This window comes from Qipengyuania seohaensis (assembly GCF_002795865.1).
In the GTDB taxonomy this organism is placed as follows: Bacteria; Pseudomonadota; Alphaproteobacteria; order Sphingomonadales; family Sphingomonadaceae; genus Qipengyuania; species Qipengyuania seohaensis.
The window spans coordinates 1830235-1846280 of sequence record NZ_CP024920.1 but is presented as its reverse complement, the minus strand read 5'-3'; the positions used below and the strand labels follow the sequence as shown (position 1 = coordinate 1846280).

Genomic DNA, 16046 nt, shown 5'->3' with positions numbered 1-16046 from the left:
CTTCGCGCCGCGCCTCACACGGAAACGGCGGCGACCGAATATGGCCGCTGCGGCCATTCCGAACAGGATCATCATCGGCGGTGCCGGAACTTCGGTGCCGCTGCTGGTGCTGCTCGAGGTGCTGGAGCTGGAACTGGTCGAGCTGCTCGAGGAGGTCGAGCTCGAGGTGCTCGAGCTGGTCGACGAGCTGCTCGAACTGCTGGTGCTCGACGACACGTCCCCACTGGAGGAGCTGGACGTGCTGGTGACATCCCCGCTCGAACTGGAGCTGGAGGAGGACGAGGAAGAGCTGGAGCTCGACGAAGAGCTAGAGCTTGAACTGGAAACATCACCCGAAGTCGAAGTCGAGCTGCTGACATCGCCCGAGGAGGAGGAGGTCGACGTCGAACTCACCTGCCCGGTCGAGGTCGATACCTCTCCGGTGCTGGTCGATGTCGAAGTGGACGTGCTGACCTGGCCGGTCGAGGTAGAAACCTCGCCCGTGGAGCTGCTGACTTCACCGGTCGATGTCGTCGAGGTCACCGAGCCGGTTGACGAGCTGGACGAACTGCCGCCGTTGCTGGTGCTGGTGCTGGTCGACACGTCGATGTCGATGTCGGGGATTTCACCGCCGGTTGTCGTGGTGGAATTGACGACGACATTGCCCCCGCTCGACCCGCCGCCGAAGAAACCTCCGAAAAAGCCGCCGCCGAAGCCGCCGCCATATCCACCGCCGTACCCGCCGCTCGGGATCGAGCGCGATCCGCCACCTACGACAGGCGCGGCCTGCGGAAGCGGTGGAACGGGAACAGGGGCCATGACCACCCGCCGGATGGGAGGGCAGACATTTTCCGGATCGGCAACTGCCGCTTCAGGAGAATCGTAGGGCACGCATTCGATAACGCGTTTCGGGATGACCCGTGCTGCCCGAACCGGCGGCTTGGGCTTGGCTCGCTTGATCGGCGTCGCCTTGATCTGCTTGACCGCCTGGCTCTTGTAGCTGGGAGAATCGGTAACGGGACGCTCGGCGACATGAACTGAGCCGCCCGCGACGAGCGCACCGCCCGCGGCGGTGGCCGACAATTTCGCGAGCGCTCCTTTAACCGACATGTTTGCACTTCCTGTTGCGCGGGTTGGTCCCGCATCGACCGGAAACGCGCGTTATGCGAATCCCCCGATCATCGAATTTACACTCTGCTGTTACCTCTACAAAACTAAATTTTCTGCAATCCTGCGAGGGCGGTGAGAGTGGTGTCCCGCTTTGGAACTGTAAATGCGGCATGCGTTACGCCGGGATTCACTCTTTTAGTCAAACATGTCCGACTGGCTGGCAGGCCCGGGAGGCGTCATGCCAAGGTGGGTCCAGCCGCCATCGTTGAGCATCCGCCCGCGTGCAGTGCGCGCGATCAGGCCGAGCTGGATGAGGTAGGGCTCGATCACCTCTTCCACCGTATCGCGCGGTTCGCTGAGGCCTGCCGCCAGCGTCTCCACGCCCACCGGGCCGCCCTTGTAGGTGGTGGCGATCATGGTGAGATAACGGCGGTCCATTGCATCGAGACCTAGCCGATCGACCTCGAGCCGGGTCAGCGCCTCGTCGGCGACCTTGGTCGTAACTACAGGTTCGCCGAGCACGCTGGCGAAGTCGCGCACGCGGCGCATCAGGCGGCCTGCGACACGCGGCGTTCCGCGCGATCGTCGGGCAATCTCGCGCGCGCCGCCTTCGTCGATGCCCATGCCGAGAAGCCCTGCCCCTCGCGTGACGACCTTGAGAAGCTCGTCCTCGGTGTAGAAATTGAGGCGCACCGGTATGCCGAAGCGGTCGCGCAGCGGCGTGGTCAGCAGGCCCTGACGGGTGGTAGCTCCCACCAGCGTGAAAGGTGGCAAGTCGATCCGCACGCTGCGCGCCGAGGGCCCCTCGCCGATGATGATGTCGAGCGCGCGGTCCTCCATCGCGGGATAGAGCACCTCCTCGACCACCGGATTGAGCCGGTGGATCTCGTCGATGAAGAGGACATCGTTGGGTTCCAAATTGGTGAGCAGCGCGGCCAGATCGCCCGCCTTGGCGATCACCGGTCCGCTGGTGGCACGGAAACCGACGCCCAGTTCCTTCGACACGATTTGCGCCAGTGTCGTCTTGCCCAACCCCGGCGGGCCGAAAAACAACACATGGTCCATCGCCTCACCGCGCCCCTTGGCGGCCTCGATGAAGACGCGCAAATTCTCACGCGCCGCCTTTTGCCCGACGAACTCCTCGAGGCTCTTGGGCCGCAGCGCCGCATCCGGGTCTTCCGGCTGCCGGTCCGGCGAATGGAGGGGGACGGGTTCAGTCAAGCCCTACCTACTTCCTTCAGAACTGCGACGACGCCTAAGAATGCCCATTGAATCATTGGCAGGAAAATCAATCCTAGGGCCGTCGTGCTGCTCTTCGATACAAACCCCATCATGTAGATTTCATAGGCACCGAAAAGCAGCGACGGCAAAAGTGCGATCAGCCAAACTCTCGATTGCAGGCCTTTGTGGGCAACGAAAGCAACGGGAGACATAGCTAGAGCGAAAAAAAACAGCGTAGACAAGCTGAACAGCGACGTCCCAGCCGCCATTTTTTCCATGACGTAAAGCAGGAACAGACCGTAAACTCCTGTTGCTACGATCCCGATTTTGCCAATCAGTGTCAAAACGGGTTCACCGTGTACCCGCGCTGTTGCAGCAGGGCGTGGGCGGTCATGGCGGAGAGCGCCATTTCGACGCCCGGCAGCAGCTCATCCTGCGTCACGCCATAGGCCACCGCGCTCTGGCCGCAGACGATGAAGCGCACGCCTTGTCCGAGCATCACCTGCACCATGTCGGCAGAGGTGTTGTCCGGGCTAGCAAGCAAATCGTTCACTGCCTTGCCATGCACGACCACCGCGATACGGATATTGTCTTCGGGCACGCCGTGGGCGACGTGCATGTTGATGAAACGCGCGGCGCTTTCGAACCCGCGATTGCGCGCGCCCTCGTCGGCCGGCTTGGCGACATCGAAGGCAATCGAGAACTCTGTATCCCCGGGCACTTCGCCGATACCTTCGACCGGCGCGTGCGGACCGAATTGCGCGATTACCGGCCCGGTCTTGAACGCGCTCATATCCTGTGCTGCAACGGGCGCGGCGCATGCGAGCGCAGCAAGTGACGCTGCGCGAAACAGTCTAGTTTCCATTTTCTGTCCCTTCCCAATCCCTGCGACGATACTGGCGGGCCACCAGCGTGGTCGGCGAATACTCCCTCGGCACTCCGACGACCAGCGCGCCCTCTTCAGGCAGGTGGACCCGCGAGCAGCTGGTGAAGAGGCCGTAGTCGATCCACGCCGTGTCACGTGGCCACTCCCCCCTCAGAACCTCGGCCACGGAAACCTGAATCCCGTTGTTCGTTGCCGTTACCGATCGCTGCGGCTTCACTCGCAGCACAATGGCATCCGGCGCAATGTCGTCCGGAAGCTGCGGAAGGAACACGTAGGTTTCGGAAAACACGCCGCGACACGCCGCCGCTGGGGAGGCTGCCGCGAAGGAAGCCGCCATGCCGAGACAGAGCCAGGCCGCTTTCACGAGGCCGCCTTCTTCAATGCGACACGGATGAGGTCCCCCTCGCTCGCGCCTTCGCCCAGTTCGCCTTGCGCCGCAGCCACCGCCCGCGCGGCGATCGCGGGCTTGAAGCCGAGGTTTTCCAGCGCGCTTACCGCATCGGCGCTGGCTCCACCCGCCGGGATCGCCGCCATCGCCGCGCCGCCGCCAGAGGAGGGGAGCGCACCCGCCTTGTCCTTAAGCTCGTTGACGATACGCCCGGCAAGCTTCGGTCCAACGCCCTGCGCCCGCGCGATCGTGGCGGCGTCGCCGTTGGCACAGGCCTGCTGCACCTCGCCGGTCGAGAGCGCCGAGAGGATCGCAAGGCCCACCTTGCTCCCCACACCCTGCACCTGCGTCAAGAGGCGGAACCAGTCACGCTCCGCAGCTTCGGCAAAACCGAGCAGGCGCATGTCGTTCTCTGACACCTGGAGATCGGTGTAGACAGTGCAGGCTTCGCCCTTCTCGCCGAGCTGGCTGAGTGTGCGAGCCGAGCAATGGACCAGATATCCGACGCCCGAGACGTCGATTACCGCCCAGTCGGAACCGGTTTCGTCGAGCAGGCCTTTAAGCTTCGCAATCATGGTTTGTTCTTGCGCTACAAGAATGGCTTGGTCCAGCCCTAGTGGACTTGGCCCCACAGTTGAGACAGGAAGGCAGGCATGAGCTGGAACACTTTCGGACGCGTGCTGCGCTTCACAACCTGGGGGGAAAGCCATGGCCCTGCCATCGGCGCAGTCGTCGACGGGTGCCCTCCGGGGCTGGAACTGAGCGAGGCGGATATCCAGCCGTTCCTCGACGCGAGGAAGCCCGGGCAGAACAAGTTCACCACCCAGCGCCAGGAACCGGACGAGGTCCGCATCCTGTCCGGCGTATTCGAAGGGAAGACCACCGGTACCTCGCTCTCGCTGCTGATCGAAAACAAGGACCAGCGGTCCAAGGATTATTCCGAAATCGCGAATACCTACCGCCCGGGCCATGCCGATTTTGCCTATGACGCAAAGTACGGGTTTCGCGACTATCGCGGCGGAGGGCGCAGCAGTGCCCGTGAAACGGCGATGCGGGTTGCGGCAGGCGCGGTGGCGAGGAAGGCCATCCCGGAGGTAGAGATACTCGCTTATGTCGCGGAGATCGGCGGCGACCGGATCGACCCTGTTAATTTCGACCGCGAGGAAATCGCCCGCAACCCTTTCTGGTGCCCGGATGCCGAGGCCGCAAAGCGATGGGAGGCACTGGTCGACGATGCGCGCAAGGCAGGCTCCTCGCTCGGCGCGGTCGTCGAATGCTTGGCTACGGGCGTGCCAGCAGGATGGGGCGCGCCGGTCTATGCCAAGCTCGACAGCGACCTTGCCGCAGGCATGATGAGCATCAACGCGGTCAAGGGCGTGGAGATCGGCGACGGTTTCGATGCCGCGCGCCTTACCGGCGAGCAGAACGCCGACGCCATGTCACCCGGCGAAAACGGGCCGGAGTTTGCGGCCAACCATGCAGGCGGGATCGCTGGAGGGATTTCAACCGGCCAGCCGGTCGTCTGCCGCGTGGCTTTCAAACCGACGAGTTCGATCCTCACCCCCGTTGCCAGTATCGACCGGCAGGGCGAGGCGACCGAGGTGAGAACCAAGGGGCGGCACGACCCCTGTGTCGGTATCCGCGGCACGCCGGTTGTCGAGGCGATGATGGCGCTGGTGCTGGCGGATCATAAGATGCTGCACCGGGCGCAGTGTGGGTAGCGTTTAGACAATCGCTTGCACCTTCGCTATGCCGCCTGCAGAGACGTGGCAGAGCGGCTGATTGCGGGCGCCACCCGGACGTTGTCTCGGGAGCGCTCAGGGGTCTAAAGGCCCCTCGCGGGTTCGAATCCCGTCGTCTCGCAAAACCCTTCAAACCCTAAGTATTGCGCCCAACACTACGAAACTAGGCCGCGCTCGTCCGGAAGCCTTCCCCAAGTGAAAACCCTCGCAAATTCGCGACCTTTGCTGTGGCTCGTGCTTGCCCTGCCCGGGCTCTGGATGAGCTGGCGCTGGATCGCGACGCCCGATGTTTATGGTTACGGCCATGCGATCGCCGATAGCGGAGACTGGGCAGCGTGGCTTTTATTGCTGACGCTGGCAGTGACGCCGATCCGGCTCGCATTCCGCAAGCAGAAGTGGGCCGTCTGGCTGATGCGGCGGAGGCGGGACATTGGCGTGGCGAGCTTTGGCTATGCTGCGTTCCACACCGCGATCTATCTATGGAAGAAGGCCTCGCTTTCCGCGGTGCTGGCGGAAATGGGCGACGCTTACCTGCTCACCGGCTGGCTGGCCTTCGCGCTGTTCGCACCACTCGCCGCGACATCGAACGACATCGCGACGAGGGCACTCAAGCGGTCATGGAAGACGCTGCACCGCCTCGTCTATCCGGCAGCTGTCCTGGTCTTCCTGCACTGGGTCCTGTCCGCCTTCGATCCGACCACCGCGTGGATCCACGTCGGGATCCTGGTGGCGATCGAGGGGATCAGGATCGTGCTGCAAATGCGTCAGAGAGTGACGTAATTGCGGAAACGGGCGACTTCGGCCTCGTCGACATATTTGCCGATTTCGCGGTCGAATTCGCCCATGTCGGCGTAGGGACGATATTCTTCGAATTCGTGGACCATCTTATCGGTCATTCCGGGGATCAGGCGGATCTGCTCTTCGGTGGCATCGTTGAGATTGACCGGGACGAACACGGTTTCGAGCACGGCGGCGGCTTCTTCGGCCGACAGAGTTTCAAGGAGCTTCGCGTTGAACGCCGTCACGTCGGCATAGGGCTGGCCTGCGACGATGGTGGCAGCCAGTTCGTCGGACACGCCGTCAATGGCAGCAAGCTGCTCGGCAGTCGCGGTGCTGGCGTCGAGGACGCCGGCGGTTTCGGCTTCCGCTTCGACAGTGTCGGTGGCCGCAGTCTCATCGGCAGCAGGTGCGCTGTCTTCGGCGCCCGAGCAGGCGGCAAGAGCAAGGGTGCTGGCGGTGAAGGCAGCGGCGATAGCAAACTTACGCATTTCTAATCCTCTTATTGCGAGGAATTCGCATTAGCAGAAAAGACTTGTCAGCGAAGCGATTTCTGCAACTTTTTCAGCAGGCGCCGCAGTGCGGGTGATCCGTTGCGACTGACCGCCGGCCGAAAGGCTTCGGCCTGCTGCGTCGGAACCCAATCTCTGGTTCAGGTTTTCTGACCTCGAAACAACAGTTTGAAAAGGAAGACACTGCATGCCGCATTTCGCCACACGCGACGGGACCAATATTCGTTATAAGGAACTGGGCGAAGGTCGTCCCGTAATCCTGATCCACGGCTGGCCGCTTTCAGGCGACAGCTGGGATCCGGTTATGATGCATCTCGCCGACAAGGGCATGCGCGCCATTGCCTATGACCGGCGCGGCTTCGGACGCTCGGACCACGCGGCGAGCGGTTACGATTACGACACCTTCAGCGACGATCTGGCAGACCTCATCGCTCATCTGGGCCTCACGGAGAATATCGGTCTCGCCGGGTTTTCCATGGGTGGGGGCGAGATCGCCCGTTATATGAGCCGTCATGGCGGCAAGGGTGTCAGCGCAGCGGCCCTGGTGAGCTCGGTCGTTCCCTATATGCTCAAGACCGACGACAATCCCGACGGCGTGCCGGACGAGACCTTTAAGGAAATGACCAAGGGCATGAAGGATGACTTCCGGGCGTTCTTCATCGATTTCTTCAAGGATTTCTATGGCGTCGGCGGCCCGGGAACTCAGGTCAGCGACGAAGAGCGTCACTGGGCCTGGCTGACCACGATGAAGAGCGCGCAATATGCCACGCTCCAATCGGCCGCGGCCTTCGCCTATACCGATTTTCGGCCGGATCTTCCGCACTTCAAGGTGCCGACGCTGGTCATCCACGGCACCGAAGACAAGACCGTGCCAATCGATGCCACCGGCCGTCAGGTGGCCGAGAAGGTCGAGGGCGCGACGCTGATCGAATACGAAGACGAACCCCACGCTGTCTTCGCCACGGTGACCGACCGGTTGGCTAGCGATCTGGGCGAATTCTTCTCCGCCAACTGATAAGGCTGACAGCCGGAAAAAGGGCTGGCCCGCACTTGCGCGCCAGCCCTTTATTGCGTGAAACGCACGCTAATTGCGTTTATGTTGCACTTTAAGAAAGTTCCATCGAATTGATCGATAATTTCGATGCTCGCAATCGCAACATATCGCTTTTGTGCATCGCAGCACTCCCTATCTGACACTCACGAGTTTCAACCCGAATAACGGAGAAAACCATGGGTATCATCGGAAGCGAAATCAAACCGTTCAACGCCACCGCCTTCCAGGCCGGCAAGGACTTTTTCCAGGTCACCGACGAAGATGTGAAGGGCAAGTGGGCCGTCTTCTTCTTCTATCCGGCCGACTTCACCTTCGTCTGCCCGACCGAACTGGAGAACCTCGGCGAGCAGTACGCCATGCTCCAGAAGATGGACGTCGAAGTCTACGCCGTGTCGACCGACACCCACTTCAGCCACAAGGCATGGCACGACACCTCCGACAAGATCGGCAAGCTGCAGTTCCCGTTCCTGGGCGACCAGAACCACGTCCTCGCACGCAACTTCGACGTGCTGCGTGAAGGCGTCGGCCTCGCCGATCGTGCGACCTTTGTTGTCGATCCCGACGGCGTGATCCAGATCATGGAACAGACCTGCGAAGGCGTGGGCCGCAATGCCAACGAACTGGCCCGCAAGATCAAGGCTGCCCAGTACGTTCGCGCCAACCCCGGCCAGGTCTGCCCGGCCGCCTGGGAAGAAGGCAGCGAAACGCTGGCTCCCTCGCTCGACCTCGTCGGCAAGATCTAAGTCAACACTTCAGGCGGCGCACCTTTCCCCGGCGCGCCGCCCAAGAGCCCGAGTGAACCTCGGGTCGCTGGAAGGTCCGGGGCAATTGCCTCCCCCCCCCGCCCCGGACCTTTTCCATTTCCCATCACCACCGGAGACCGTGCATGCTCGACACCGCAATGAAGCAACAGCTTTCGACCTATCTCGCCAATTTGCGCGAGCCGATCGAACTCGTCGCCTCGCTGGCTGACGACGCCAAGAGCACGCAGACCCGCGAACTGCTGGAAGAGATTGCCGCGCTCCACGATCTGGTCACCGCCAGCTTCGATGGCACCGACGACCGCAAGCCCAGCTTCATCATCCGCCGCGCCAGCGATGCGGAAAAGTGGGTGCGTTTCGCAGGCCTTCCGATGGGGCATGAATTTACCTCGCTCGTCCTCGCCCTGCTGTGGGCCGGGGGACACCCGCCCAAGGTCGATGCAGACCTGATCGAACAGGTTCGCGGCATCGAAGGCGATTTCAATTTCGAGATGTATTTCTCCTTGAGCTGCCACAACTGCCCCGACGTGGTGCAGGCGCTGACGCTGATGGCGCTCGAAAACCCGCGCATCACCGCGACGCTGATCGAAGGCGGAACCTACCAGGACGAAGTCGACGCGCGCGACATCATGGCCGTGCCCGCAACGTTCCTGAATGGCGAGCCCTTCTACAATGGCAAGATGGAGCTGGCCGAAATCCTCGCCAAGATCGATACCGGCGCAGATGCCAAGGCAGCGGAAAAGCTCGCCGCCAAGGACCCGTTCGAAGTCCTCGTTATCGGCGGCGGTCCGGCTGGCGCTGCAACGGCCATCTACACCGCGCGCAAGGGTTTCCGCACCGGCATCGCGGCCGAACGCTTCGGCGGGCAGCTGCACGACACGCTGGGTATCGAGAACCTGCCGGGCACGGCCTATACCGAAGGCCCGAAGCTTGCAGGCGAGCTGGAGCGTCATGTCGGCGAATACGACATCGACCTCATGAACCTCGCCAAGGCGGTAAAGCTCGTGCCTGCCAAGCAGGAGGGCGGTCTCCACACGGTCGAACTGGGCAATGGGGCGAGCCTCAAGGCACGCAGCCTGATCCTGGCAACCGGCGCTCGCTGGAGGAACCTGGGCGTTCCGGGCGAGGCGGAATATCGCAACAAGGGCGTGGCCTATTGTCCGCACTGCGACGGTCCGCTGTTCAAGGGCAAGCGCATCGCGGTGATCGGCGGCGGCAATTCGGGCGTCGAAGCGGCAATCGACCTCGCCAAGATCGTCGGCCAAGTCACGCTCGTCGAATATGACGAGAAGCTGCGTGCGGACGAGGTCTTGCAGGCCAAGCTTCGCAGCATGGACAACGTCGAAATCGTCACCAGTGGGCAGACGACCGAGATCACCGGCAGGGACGGCAAGGTCGACGGCCTCGTGCTGAAAGACCGCAAGAGCGGTGACGAGCGCCGCATCGAACTGGAGGGCGTGTTCGTCCAGATCGGTCTCGTGCCCAATACCGAATGGCTGAAAGACAGCGGCCTTGCGCTCACCAGGTTCGGCGAGATCGAAACCGACGAGGAAGGCCGCACGAACCTTCCCGGCATTTTCGGCGCGGGCGACGTGACCGACGTGCCCTACAAGCAGATCGTAGTCGCGATGGGCGAAGGTTCGAAAGCGGGACTTTCGGCTTTCGATTACCTCATCCGGACCGAGGCAGTTGACGAGATCGCGCAAGCCGCCTGATTTTGCTCTATATCAAAACGACAAAGCGCCGCCATTCCAACCGGATGGCGGCGTTTTTCGTATGCACGCCACGTTTCGCCGCTCAATCGCTTGCGACAATCAATTTGAACCGTTTAATCGATTGGACGAATAACCGGACGAGGTTCATCGTCGTGCCTTTCTCGGGCGGGAGACCGAGTCTTTTTTAGAGGAGAGGTAATTCATGGACGCCAAAACCGGAGATATCAGCGGTTGTCCCTTCCACGGCGACGGGGGCGTACGTTCGCTTCTCGGCCGCACCAATCGCGACTGGTGGCCAGATCAGCTCGACCTTGAAATCCTAACCGAGGGCGGCCGCGCTGCCGACCCGATGGGCGAAGATTTCGATTATTGCGAAGCCTTCAACGCGCTGGACTACAATGCGCTGAAGCGGGACCTCACCGACCTGATGACCGACAGCCAGGAATGGTGGCCGGCCGATTATGGCCACTACGGCCCCTTCTTCATCCGCATGGCCTGGCACGCAGCCGGCACCTATCGCACGGGCGACGGTCGCGGCGGCGCCGGTAGCGGCCAGCAGCGGTTTGCCCCGCTCAACAGCTGGCCCGACAACGGCAACCTCGACAAGGCGCGCCGCCTGCTGTGGCCGATCAAGCAGAAGTACGGCAAGCACATCAGCTGGGCCGACCTCTTCATCCTCACCGGCAATGTCGCGATCGAAAGCATGGGTGGTCCCACCTTCGGCTTCGGCGGCGGCCGCAAGGACGTGTACGATCCCGAAACCGTCTATTGGGGCACGGAAGAAAAGTGGGTCGATACCGGTGCCGAAACGCGCATCCAGCCGGATGCGGGCAAGGCGCTGGAAAACCCGCTCGCTGCGATCCAGATGGGCCTCATCTACGTCAATCCCGAAGGTCCGGGCGGCAATCCGCACGATGCCGAAGGCATGGCGCGCGACATGCGTGAAACTTTCGCCCGCATGGCCATGAACGACGAGGAAACCGTCGCGCTGACAGCCGGCGGCCACGCATTCGGCAAGGCGCATGGCGCGAAGCCCTCGGACACTTTCTCGGGCGCTCCGGAAAGCGAAACCCTGCACCGCATGGGCTTCGGCTGGCTGACCGACCCCGAAGAAATCGGCAAGGGTCACATCACCACCTCGGGTATCGAGGGCGCATGGTCGAACAACCCCACCAAGTGGGGCGGCGACTACTTCCGCCTGCTGTTCAAATACGACTACGAGCTCGTCCAGAGCCCGGCAGGCGCCAACCAGTGGCAGCCGATCAATCAGTCCGAAGAGGACATGGCACCCGACGCGCGGGACCCGAACAAGAAGGTCCCGACCATGATGACCACCGCCGACATGGCGCTGAAGCGCGACCCGGAATATCGCAAGATCTCCGAACGCTTCCGCGACGATCAGGCGGCGCTCGACGATGCCTTCGCACGCGCATGGTTCAAGCTGTGCCACCGCGACATGGGCCCCAAGATCCGCTACCTCGGCCCCGAAGTGCCGAGCGAGGACCTGATCTGGCAGGATCCCGTCCCCGCCGGCACGCAGGTGTCCGACAGCGACCTGTCGTCCTTCAAGTCACAGGTGCTGGGCAGCGGCCTTTCCGTTTCGGAACTGGTGAAGGCGGCTTGGGCCTCTGCCTCGACCTACCGCAACTCCGACCATCGCGGCGGCGCCAACGGTGCGCACATCCGCTTCGACGAGATCAAGAACTGGGCGGTCAACGATCCCGAAGAACTGGGCAAGGTCCTTGCCAAGCTCGACGAGATCCGTGGCTCGATCTCGATGGCCGACGCCATCGTCATCGCTGGTTCGGCTGCGGTCGAAAAGGCTGCGAAGGATGCAGGCTTCGATATCTCCGTTCCGGTGACCACCGGCCGCGGCGATGCGAAACGCGAAGACTTCGATGCCGAGAGCTGGGAGCCGCTGGAGCCGTTCGCAGACGGTTTCCGCAACTACCTGAAGACCAAGGCTTCGGTGAAAACCGAGGACATGCTGGTCGACCGCGCCCATCTCTTGGGCCTCTCGATCCCCGAAATGACTGCACTGGTCGGCGGACTTCGCGTGCTGGGCGCTGTCAGCAAGCATGCCAAGCACGGGAACAGCATCGGTGTCCTTACCGAAACCCCCGGCAAGCTCGACAACAGCTGGTTCGTGAACCTGCTGGGCATGGGCGTGATCTGGGAAGAAGTCGACGACAGCGGTGACGAGGAATTCGTCGGCACCTGCCGCAAGACCGGCAAGGAACTTTGGCGCGCAACGCGCACCGACCTCGTTTTCGGTTCCAACTCGCGCCTGCGCGCAGTGGCGGAAGTCTATGCCGAAAACGGAAACGAGCAGAAGTTCGTGAACGACTTCGTCAAGGCCTGGACCAAGGTCATGGACGCGGACCGTTTCGACCTCACCTACGCAAAGTACCACAAGTAAAAAAACAGAACTGAGCCCCTGGGCCGCAGAAGGAGCCCCCGGCAGGATTGTCGGGGGCTTTTTCGTGCTTGCTGCAAGGATCGGCCAAATACCAGGCATGCAGGAACGCTTTCGCGCGCCGGTTCGTATCTCCGGCATCCCCCTGAGAGAAAAGGCGTTCGCCATGGCCGACAGAAAAGTTTCCCCCACCACCACCGATGCCGGTATCCGCGTCCAGAGCGACGAACACTCCCTGACGCTGGGCCGGGATGGCCCGATCGTCCTGAACGATCACTACCTCATCGAGCAGATGGCGAACTTCAACCGCGAGCGGATTCCGGAGCGGCAACCTCATGCAAAGGGCTCCGGCGCGTTCGGCTATTTCGAAACGACCGCCGATGTCTCGCAATACACGAAGGCGATCCTCTTCCAGAAGGGTGCGAAAACCGATGTCGCGATGCGTTTCTCGACCGTGGCTGGCGAACGGGGTAGCCCCGACACCTGGCGCGATCCACGCGGCTTCTCGGTCAAGTTCTATACCGAGGACGGCAATTTCGACATGGTCGGCAACAACACGCCGATCTTCTTCATCCGCGATCCGCTCAAGTTCCAGCATTTCATCCGCAGCCAGAAGCGTCGCGCCGACAACGGCCTGCGCGATCACGACATGATGTGGGACTTCTGGACGCTAAGCCCGGAAAGCGCACATCAGGTGACTTATCTGATGGGCGATCGCGGCGTGCCGAAGAACTGGCGCGAAATGAACGGCTATTCGAGCCACACCTACATGCTGATCAATGAGGACGGCGAGAAGTTCTGGGTGAAGTTCCACTTCCATACCGATGTCGGGGAAATGAGCGGCAATGCCCACCTGACGCAGGAAGAAGCGGTGAAGAAGGCAGGCGAAGACAGCGACTATCACCGCCGCGACCTGTTCGACGCGATCCACAAGGGCAATTTCCCGAGCTGGACGCTGAAATGGCAGATCATGCCGTACGAAGATGCCAAAACCTATCGCATCAACCCGTTCGATCTCACCAAGACCTGGCCGCATAGCGACTATCCGCTGATCGAAGTCGGCAAGCTGGTGCTCAACGAAAATCCGGTCGACTGGGACACCCAGATTGAACAGCTGGCGTTCGAGCCGAACAATATTATCCCGGGTATCGGCCTGTCGCCCGACAAGATGCTGCTCGCCCGCGGCTTCTCCTATGCCGACGCGCATCGTCACCGTCTCGGGGTCAATTACAAGCAGATCCCCGTAAATTCGCCGAAGAACGCCAGCGAAGTGAATTCCTATTCCCGCGCCGGCGCCATGCGGGTAAAGAATGCTCTCGATCCGGTCTACGCTCCCAATTCCTATGGCGGTGCTGCTGCGCAGCCCGAAGTGGGCGGTGAAGCAACTTGGTACGCGGATGGCGACATGGTCCGCCAGGCGTATACCCTGCGCGAAGATGACGACGACTGGAGCCAGGCAAGAGCGCTGGTGAACGACGTTATGGACGACGAACAGCGCGAGCGCTTCGTATCGAACGTCGCCGGTCACCTTGCCGACGGGGTCAGCGAGAAAATTCTCCTGCGGGCCTTCGAATACTGGAAGAATGTAGACCAGGCGATCGGCGAGCGGATCGAGAATGCCGTTCGCGAGAAGCTTGGCGGCAAGTCCTCTGCGCCCGGAATGGGATCTGCCAAGTCAACGACCGACGAGGCGACCCTCGGACCGGTTGCGGTGGATGAAAAATCGCGCGAGGCCGAGCCCGCCGAATAGGCTTTATCGCTCGCGCCTGAGCACGATGTAGAGCGCACCGTCACCGCCATGCCGCTGGTGCGCGCGGCGTACGGCCGCGATGGCCGAATGGTGGCTGGAGGCCGCCAGCCAGTCCAGCACCTTGGCCCGGATGGCCCCGCGCCTGTGCCCGCGATCCGCCGGATCGACGGGACGCGGCTTGCCGGTGATCAGCAGGATCGTGCGCGCGCCCATCGAGCGTGCCTGCGCTACACCGCTGATAAGACGGTTATAAGCTGCGTCCAGACCGTGATCGTGGAGGTCGAGAGTGAAGTCCGGCTGGACCGTGCCGGACTTGAGCCTGCGATCCCAATGCGAATCGAGGGAGTTTGAGGGCTTGGCAGAAGCGGCGGCGGGCAGGGGTGCCGATACGGGCGCAGGCCTTCTGGGCGGCGGCTTTGAAACGGCGATCTTCGGTGCAATCGGCTCGGCTACTTTCCGTGCAGGCGCGCGCGGGCGAAGCGGCTCGACCGTCGCAGCGACCTTTTCCCAGGCTTCCGCTTCCTTTGCGCTGAGGCCGCGCGGCGCGCTCATCGGTTCAGGCGGGCGAGCGTGCCCTTGGGCAGGAAGAGATAGGCCGTTCCGCGGCTGCTCATGCTGCCGGCAATTTCGCGCGCCTGCGCGCCATTTCCCCAGAAAGTGTCGAACCGGTTGGCGCCCTTGATGGCGCCGCCCGTGTCCTGCGCGACCCAGAGGCCGTCCGCCACGTCGCTTTCCATGTCGAGCCAGACGGGCGCGCCGTAGGGCACGAACCTGGGATCGACGGCGACGCTGTCACGCCCGTAGACCGGCACTTCGAGCGAGCCAAGCGGACCGTCGGTGTCCAGTTCGCGGAAGAAGATCCAGCTCTTGTTGAGGTTCATGATCTCGTCCGCCCGATCCGGATTATCGCGCAGCCACGCCATCAGGCCCTGCATCGAGGTCGGGTACTGCGTCCCGTCGCCGATCAGCCCCTGCTCGCGCATGGGCCTGCCGATGGCGACATATTCGCGCCCGTTCTGCCCCGCATAGCCGATGCGCATCACGCTGCCGTCGGGCTGGCGCAGCAGGCCGCTGCCCTGGATCTGGAGGAAGAAGAACTCGACTGGATCGGCGGCCCAGGCGATGGTCGGGACCTTGCCGTCTAGCGCGCCTGCCACGATCTCGGACCGCTCGTAATAGCGGACGAACTCGCCATCTTCGTTGTAGCGGCCAAGCGGCGGGCGCCCCGTGCGCTCGCTCTCGGCTATTTCGGCAGGCCAGCCGCGCTCGAGGTCGGACGGCAGGGCATATACCGGCACTTCATAGCCGGGCGCCTTCTCGCGACTACCGAGTATTTCTGGCTCGAAATATCCCGTGGCAAAAGCTGCGCCCTCGCCGACAATGGCGGTTTCGAACTGGCTGGTGAAAAACAGGGCCGGATCGCTCGACCAATTGCTGGCCGCAAGACATGGGCCCTGCCAGTCCAGCCGGGTGGTCAGCCCGCTGGTATCGTCGCGGAAAAGGATCTTGTCGCAAGAGCGCCGGAATGCATCCAGCGCGCCTTCCGCGTCAGCCTGCAGGAACGGGAATGTTTCGATCGGAGGGCCCGGACGAACCCCTGCCGATGCGGCATTGTCGGCTACTTCGACGGGCGGTTGCTCGACGGCTCCCGTGTCCATCGGCGGTCGCGCTTCGGGCACGATGGCGCAGGCGGAAAGCAGCGAAGCCGCCGCGAGTGTAAGCGCGCTTCGCATGG

Annotated in this window: 16 protein-coding genes and 1 tRNA gene; 9 read left to right on the top strand and 8 right to left on the bottom strand. The window is 62.6% G+C overall.

The annotated features are described in order from the left end of the window. The first annotated feature begins 40 nt into the window (after nucleotides 1–40). Complete coding sequence (locus CVE41_RS14620; protein ID WP_157799461.1) at nucleotides 41–865, top strand: hypothetical protein; 825 nt, start codon at nucleotides 41–43, stop codon at nucleotides 863–865. A gap of 419 nt (nucleotides 866–1284) precedes the next feature. Here CVE41_RS14620 and ruvB read toward each other — a convergent pair whose 3' ends face one another. Genes ruvB through ruvA form a run of 5 tightly spaced genes read right to left on the bottom strand, consistent with a single transcriptional unit; the run spans nucleotide 1285 to nucleotide 4159 of the window. Beyond that, nucleotides 1285–2310, bottom strand: coding sequence for a Holliday junction branch migration DNA helicase RuvB (gene ruvB / locus CVE41_RS09045; protein WP_100260347.1), 1026 nt, complete (start codon nucleotides 2308–2310; stop codon nucleotides 1285–1287). After that, nucleotides 2307–2654 (bottom strand): hypothetical protein, encoded by a 348-nt coding sequence (locus CVE41_RS09040; protein ID WP_157799460.1) that lies wholly within the window; start codon nucleotides 2652–2654, stop codon nucleotides 2307–2309. Before CVE41_RS09040 ends, ruvB begins: the two co-directional genes overlap by 4 nt. Next, nucleotides 2651–3175 (bottom strand): DsrE family protein, encoded by a 525-nt coding sequence (locus CVE41_RS09035; protein WP_100260345.1) that lies wholly within the window; start codon nucleotides 3173–3175, stop codon nucleotides 2651–2653. The genes CVE41_RS09040 and CVE41_RS09035 overlap by 4 nt, the downstream gene beginning before the upstream one ends. Next, complete coding sequence (locus CVE41_RS09030; protein ID WP_100260344.1) at nucleotides 3165–3560, bottom strand: hypothetical protein; 396 nt, start codon at nucleotides 3558–3560, stop codon at nucleotides 3165–3167. The genes CVE41_RS09035 and CVE41_RS09030 overlap by 11 nt, the downstream gene beginning before the upstream one ends. Next, nucleotides 3557–4159, bottom strand: coding sequence for a Holliday junction branch migration protein RuvA (gene ruvA / locus CVE41_RS09025; protein ID WP_100260343.1), 603 nt, complete (start codon nucleotides 4157–4159; stop codon nucleotides 3557–3559). The genes CVE41_RS09030 and ruvA overlap by 4 nt, the downstream gene beginning before the upstream one ends. A gap of 78 nt (nucleotides 4160–4237) precedes the next feature. On the opposite strand from ruvA, the gene aroC reads away from it, so the two are divergent. The 3 genes from aroC to CVE41_RS09015 all read left to right on the top strand — a co-directional run bounded on the left by aroC (nucleotide 4238) and on the right by CVE41_RS09015 (nucleotide 6106). After that, the gene (gene aroC, locus CVE41_RS09020) at nucleotides 4238–5305 is read left to right on the top strand and encodes a chorismate synthase (RefSeq protein WP_100260342.1); all 1068 of its coding nucleotides are present in this window, start codon (nucleotides 4238–4240) and stop codon (nucleotides 5303–5305) included. 39 nt (nucleotides 5306–5344) lie between these two features. Continuing rightward, nucleotides 5345–5447, top strand: a tRNA-OTHER gene (locus tag CVE41_RS14615). 74 nt (nucleotides 5448–5521) lie between these two features. Then, entirely contained in the window at nucleotides 5522–6106 is a 585-nt protein-coding gene (locus CVE41_RS09015; protein WP_232725628.1) for a ferric reductase-like transmembrane domain-containing protein, read from the top strand. On the opposite strand, the gene CVE41_RS09010 is transcribed toward CVE41_RS09015, so the two are convergent. Beyond that, nucleotides 6091–6594 (bottom strand): hypothetical protein, encoded by a 504-nt coding sequence (locus CVE41_RS09010; RefSeq protein ID WP_100260341.1) that lies wholly within the window; start codon nucleotides 6592–6594, stop codon nucleotides 6091–6093. The two genes, CVE41_RS09015 and CVE41_RS09010, sit on opposite strands and share 16 nt — an antisense overlap. 208 nt (nucleotides 6595–6802) lie before the next feature. On the opposite strand from CVE41_RS09010, the gene CVE41_RS09005 reads away from it, so the two are divergent. The 5 genes from CVE41_RS09005 (at nucleotide 6803) to CVE41_RS08985 (ending at nucleotide 14311) form a co-directional block, all read left to right on the top strand. Continuing rightward, a complete protein-coding gene (locus CVE41_RS09005) occupies nucleotides 6803–7630 on the top strand; it encodes an alpha/beta fold hydrolase (RefSeq protein ID WP_100260340.1) in 828 nt (275 codons plus the stop codon). Between the two features lie 215 nt (nucleotides 7631–7845). Beyond that, entirely contained in the window at nucleotides 7846–8412 is a 567-nt protein-coding gene (gene ahpC, locus CVE41_RS09000) for an alkyl hydroperoxide reductase subunit C (protein ID WP_100260339.1), read from the top strand. Nucleotides 8413–8555: 143 nt separating this feature from the next. Further along, complete coding sequence (ahpF, locus tag CVE41_RS08995; protein ID WP_100260338.1) at nucleotides 8556–10145, top strand: alkyl hydroperoxide reductase subunit F; 1590 nt, start codon at nucleotides 8556–8558, stop codon at nucleotides 10143–10145. Between the two features lie 202 nt (nucleotides 10146–10347). Continuing rightward, nucleotides 10348–12564 (top strand): catalase/peroxidase HPI, encoded by a 2217-nt coding sequence (gene katG, locus CVE41_RS08990; protein ID WP_100260337.1) that lies wholly within the window; start codon nucleotides 10348–10350, stop codon nucleotides 12562–12564. A 163-nt stretch (nucleotides 12565–12727) separates the two neighbouring features. Then, nucleotides 12728–14311, top strand: a complete 1584-nt coding sequence (locus CVE41_RS08985) for a catalase (RefSeq protein ID WP_100261461.1) — start codon at nucleotides 12728–12730, stop codon at nucleotides 14309–14311. Between the two features lie 3 nt (nucleotides 14312–14314). Here CVE41_RS08985 and CVE41_RS08980 read toward each other — a convergent pair whose 3' ends face one another. Further along, nucleotides 14315–14863, bottom strand: a complete 549-nt coding sequence (locus tag CVE41_RS08980) for a Smr/MutS family protein (RefSeq protein WP_100260336.1) — start codon at nucleotides 14861–14863, stop codon at nucleotides 14315–14317. After that, entirely contained in the window at nucleotides 14860–16044 is a 1185-nt protein-coding gene (gene mltA, locus CVE41_RS08975; protein WP_100260335.1) for a murein transglycosylase A, read from the bottom strand. The genes CVE41_RS08980 and mltA overlap by 4 nt, the downstream gene beginning before the upstream one ends. Nucleotides 16045–16046: the final 2 nt, after the last annotated feature.

Excerpts from the sequence above, each read along its gene's own strand:
- CVE41_RS14620 (WP_157799461.1), top strand. The coding sequence starts at position 41 with ATGGCCGCTGCGGCCATTCCGAACAGGATCATCATCGGCGGTGCCGGA.
- CVE41_RS09035 (WP_100260345.1), bottom strand. The coding sequence starts at position 3,175 with ATGGAAACTAGACTGTTTCGCGCAGCGTCACTTGCTGCGCTCGCATGC.
- ruvA (WP_100260343.1), bottom strand. The coding sequence starts at position 4,159 with ATGATTGCGAAGCTTAAAGGCCTGCTCGACGAAACCGGTTCCGACTGG.
- aroC (WP_100260342.1), top strand. The coding sequence starts at position 4,238 with ATGAGCTGGAACACTTTCGGACGCGTGCTGCGCTTCACAACCTGGGGG.
- CVE41_RS09010 (WP_100260341.1), bottom strand. The coding sequence starts at position 6,594 with ATGCGTAAGTTTGCTATCGCCGCTGCCTTCACCGCCAGCACCCTTGCT.
- CVE41_RS09005 (WP_100260340.1), top strand. The coding sequence starts at position 6,803 with ATGCCGCATTTCGCCACACGCGACGGGACCAATATTCGTTATAAGGAA.
- ahpC (WP_100260339.1), top strand. The coding sequence starts at position 7,846 with ATGGGTATCATCGGAAGCGAAATCAAACCGTTCAACGCCACCGCCTTC.
- ahpF (WP_100260338.1), top strand. The coding sequence starts at position 8,556 with ATGCTCGACACCGCAATGAAGCAACAGCTTTCGACCTATCTCGCCAAT.
- katG (WP_100260337.1), top strand. The coding sequence starts at position 10,348 with ATGGACGCCAAAACCGGAGATATCAGCGGTTGTCCCTTCCACGGCGAC.
- CVE41_RS08985 (WP_100261461.1), top strand. The coding sequence starts at position 12,728 with ATGGCCGACAGAAAAGTTTCCCCCACCACCACCGATGCCGGTATCCGC.
- CVE41_RS08980 (WP_100260336.1), bottom strand. The coding sequence starts at position 14,863 with ATGAGCGCGCCGCGCGGCCTCAGCGCAAAGGAAGCGGAAGCCTGGGAA.
- mltA (WP_100260335.1), bottom strand. The coding sequence starts at position 16,044 with ATGCGAAGCGCGCTTACACTCGCGGCGGCTTCGCTGCTTTCCGCCTGC.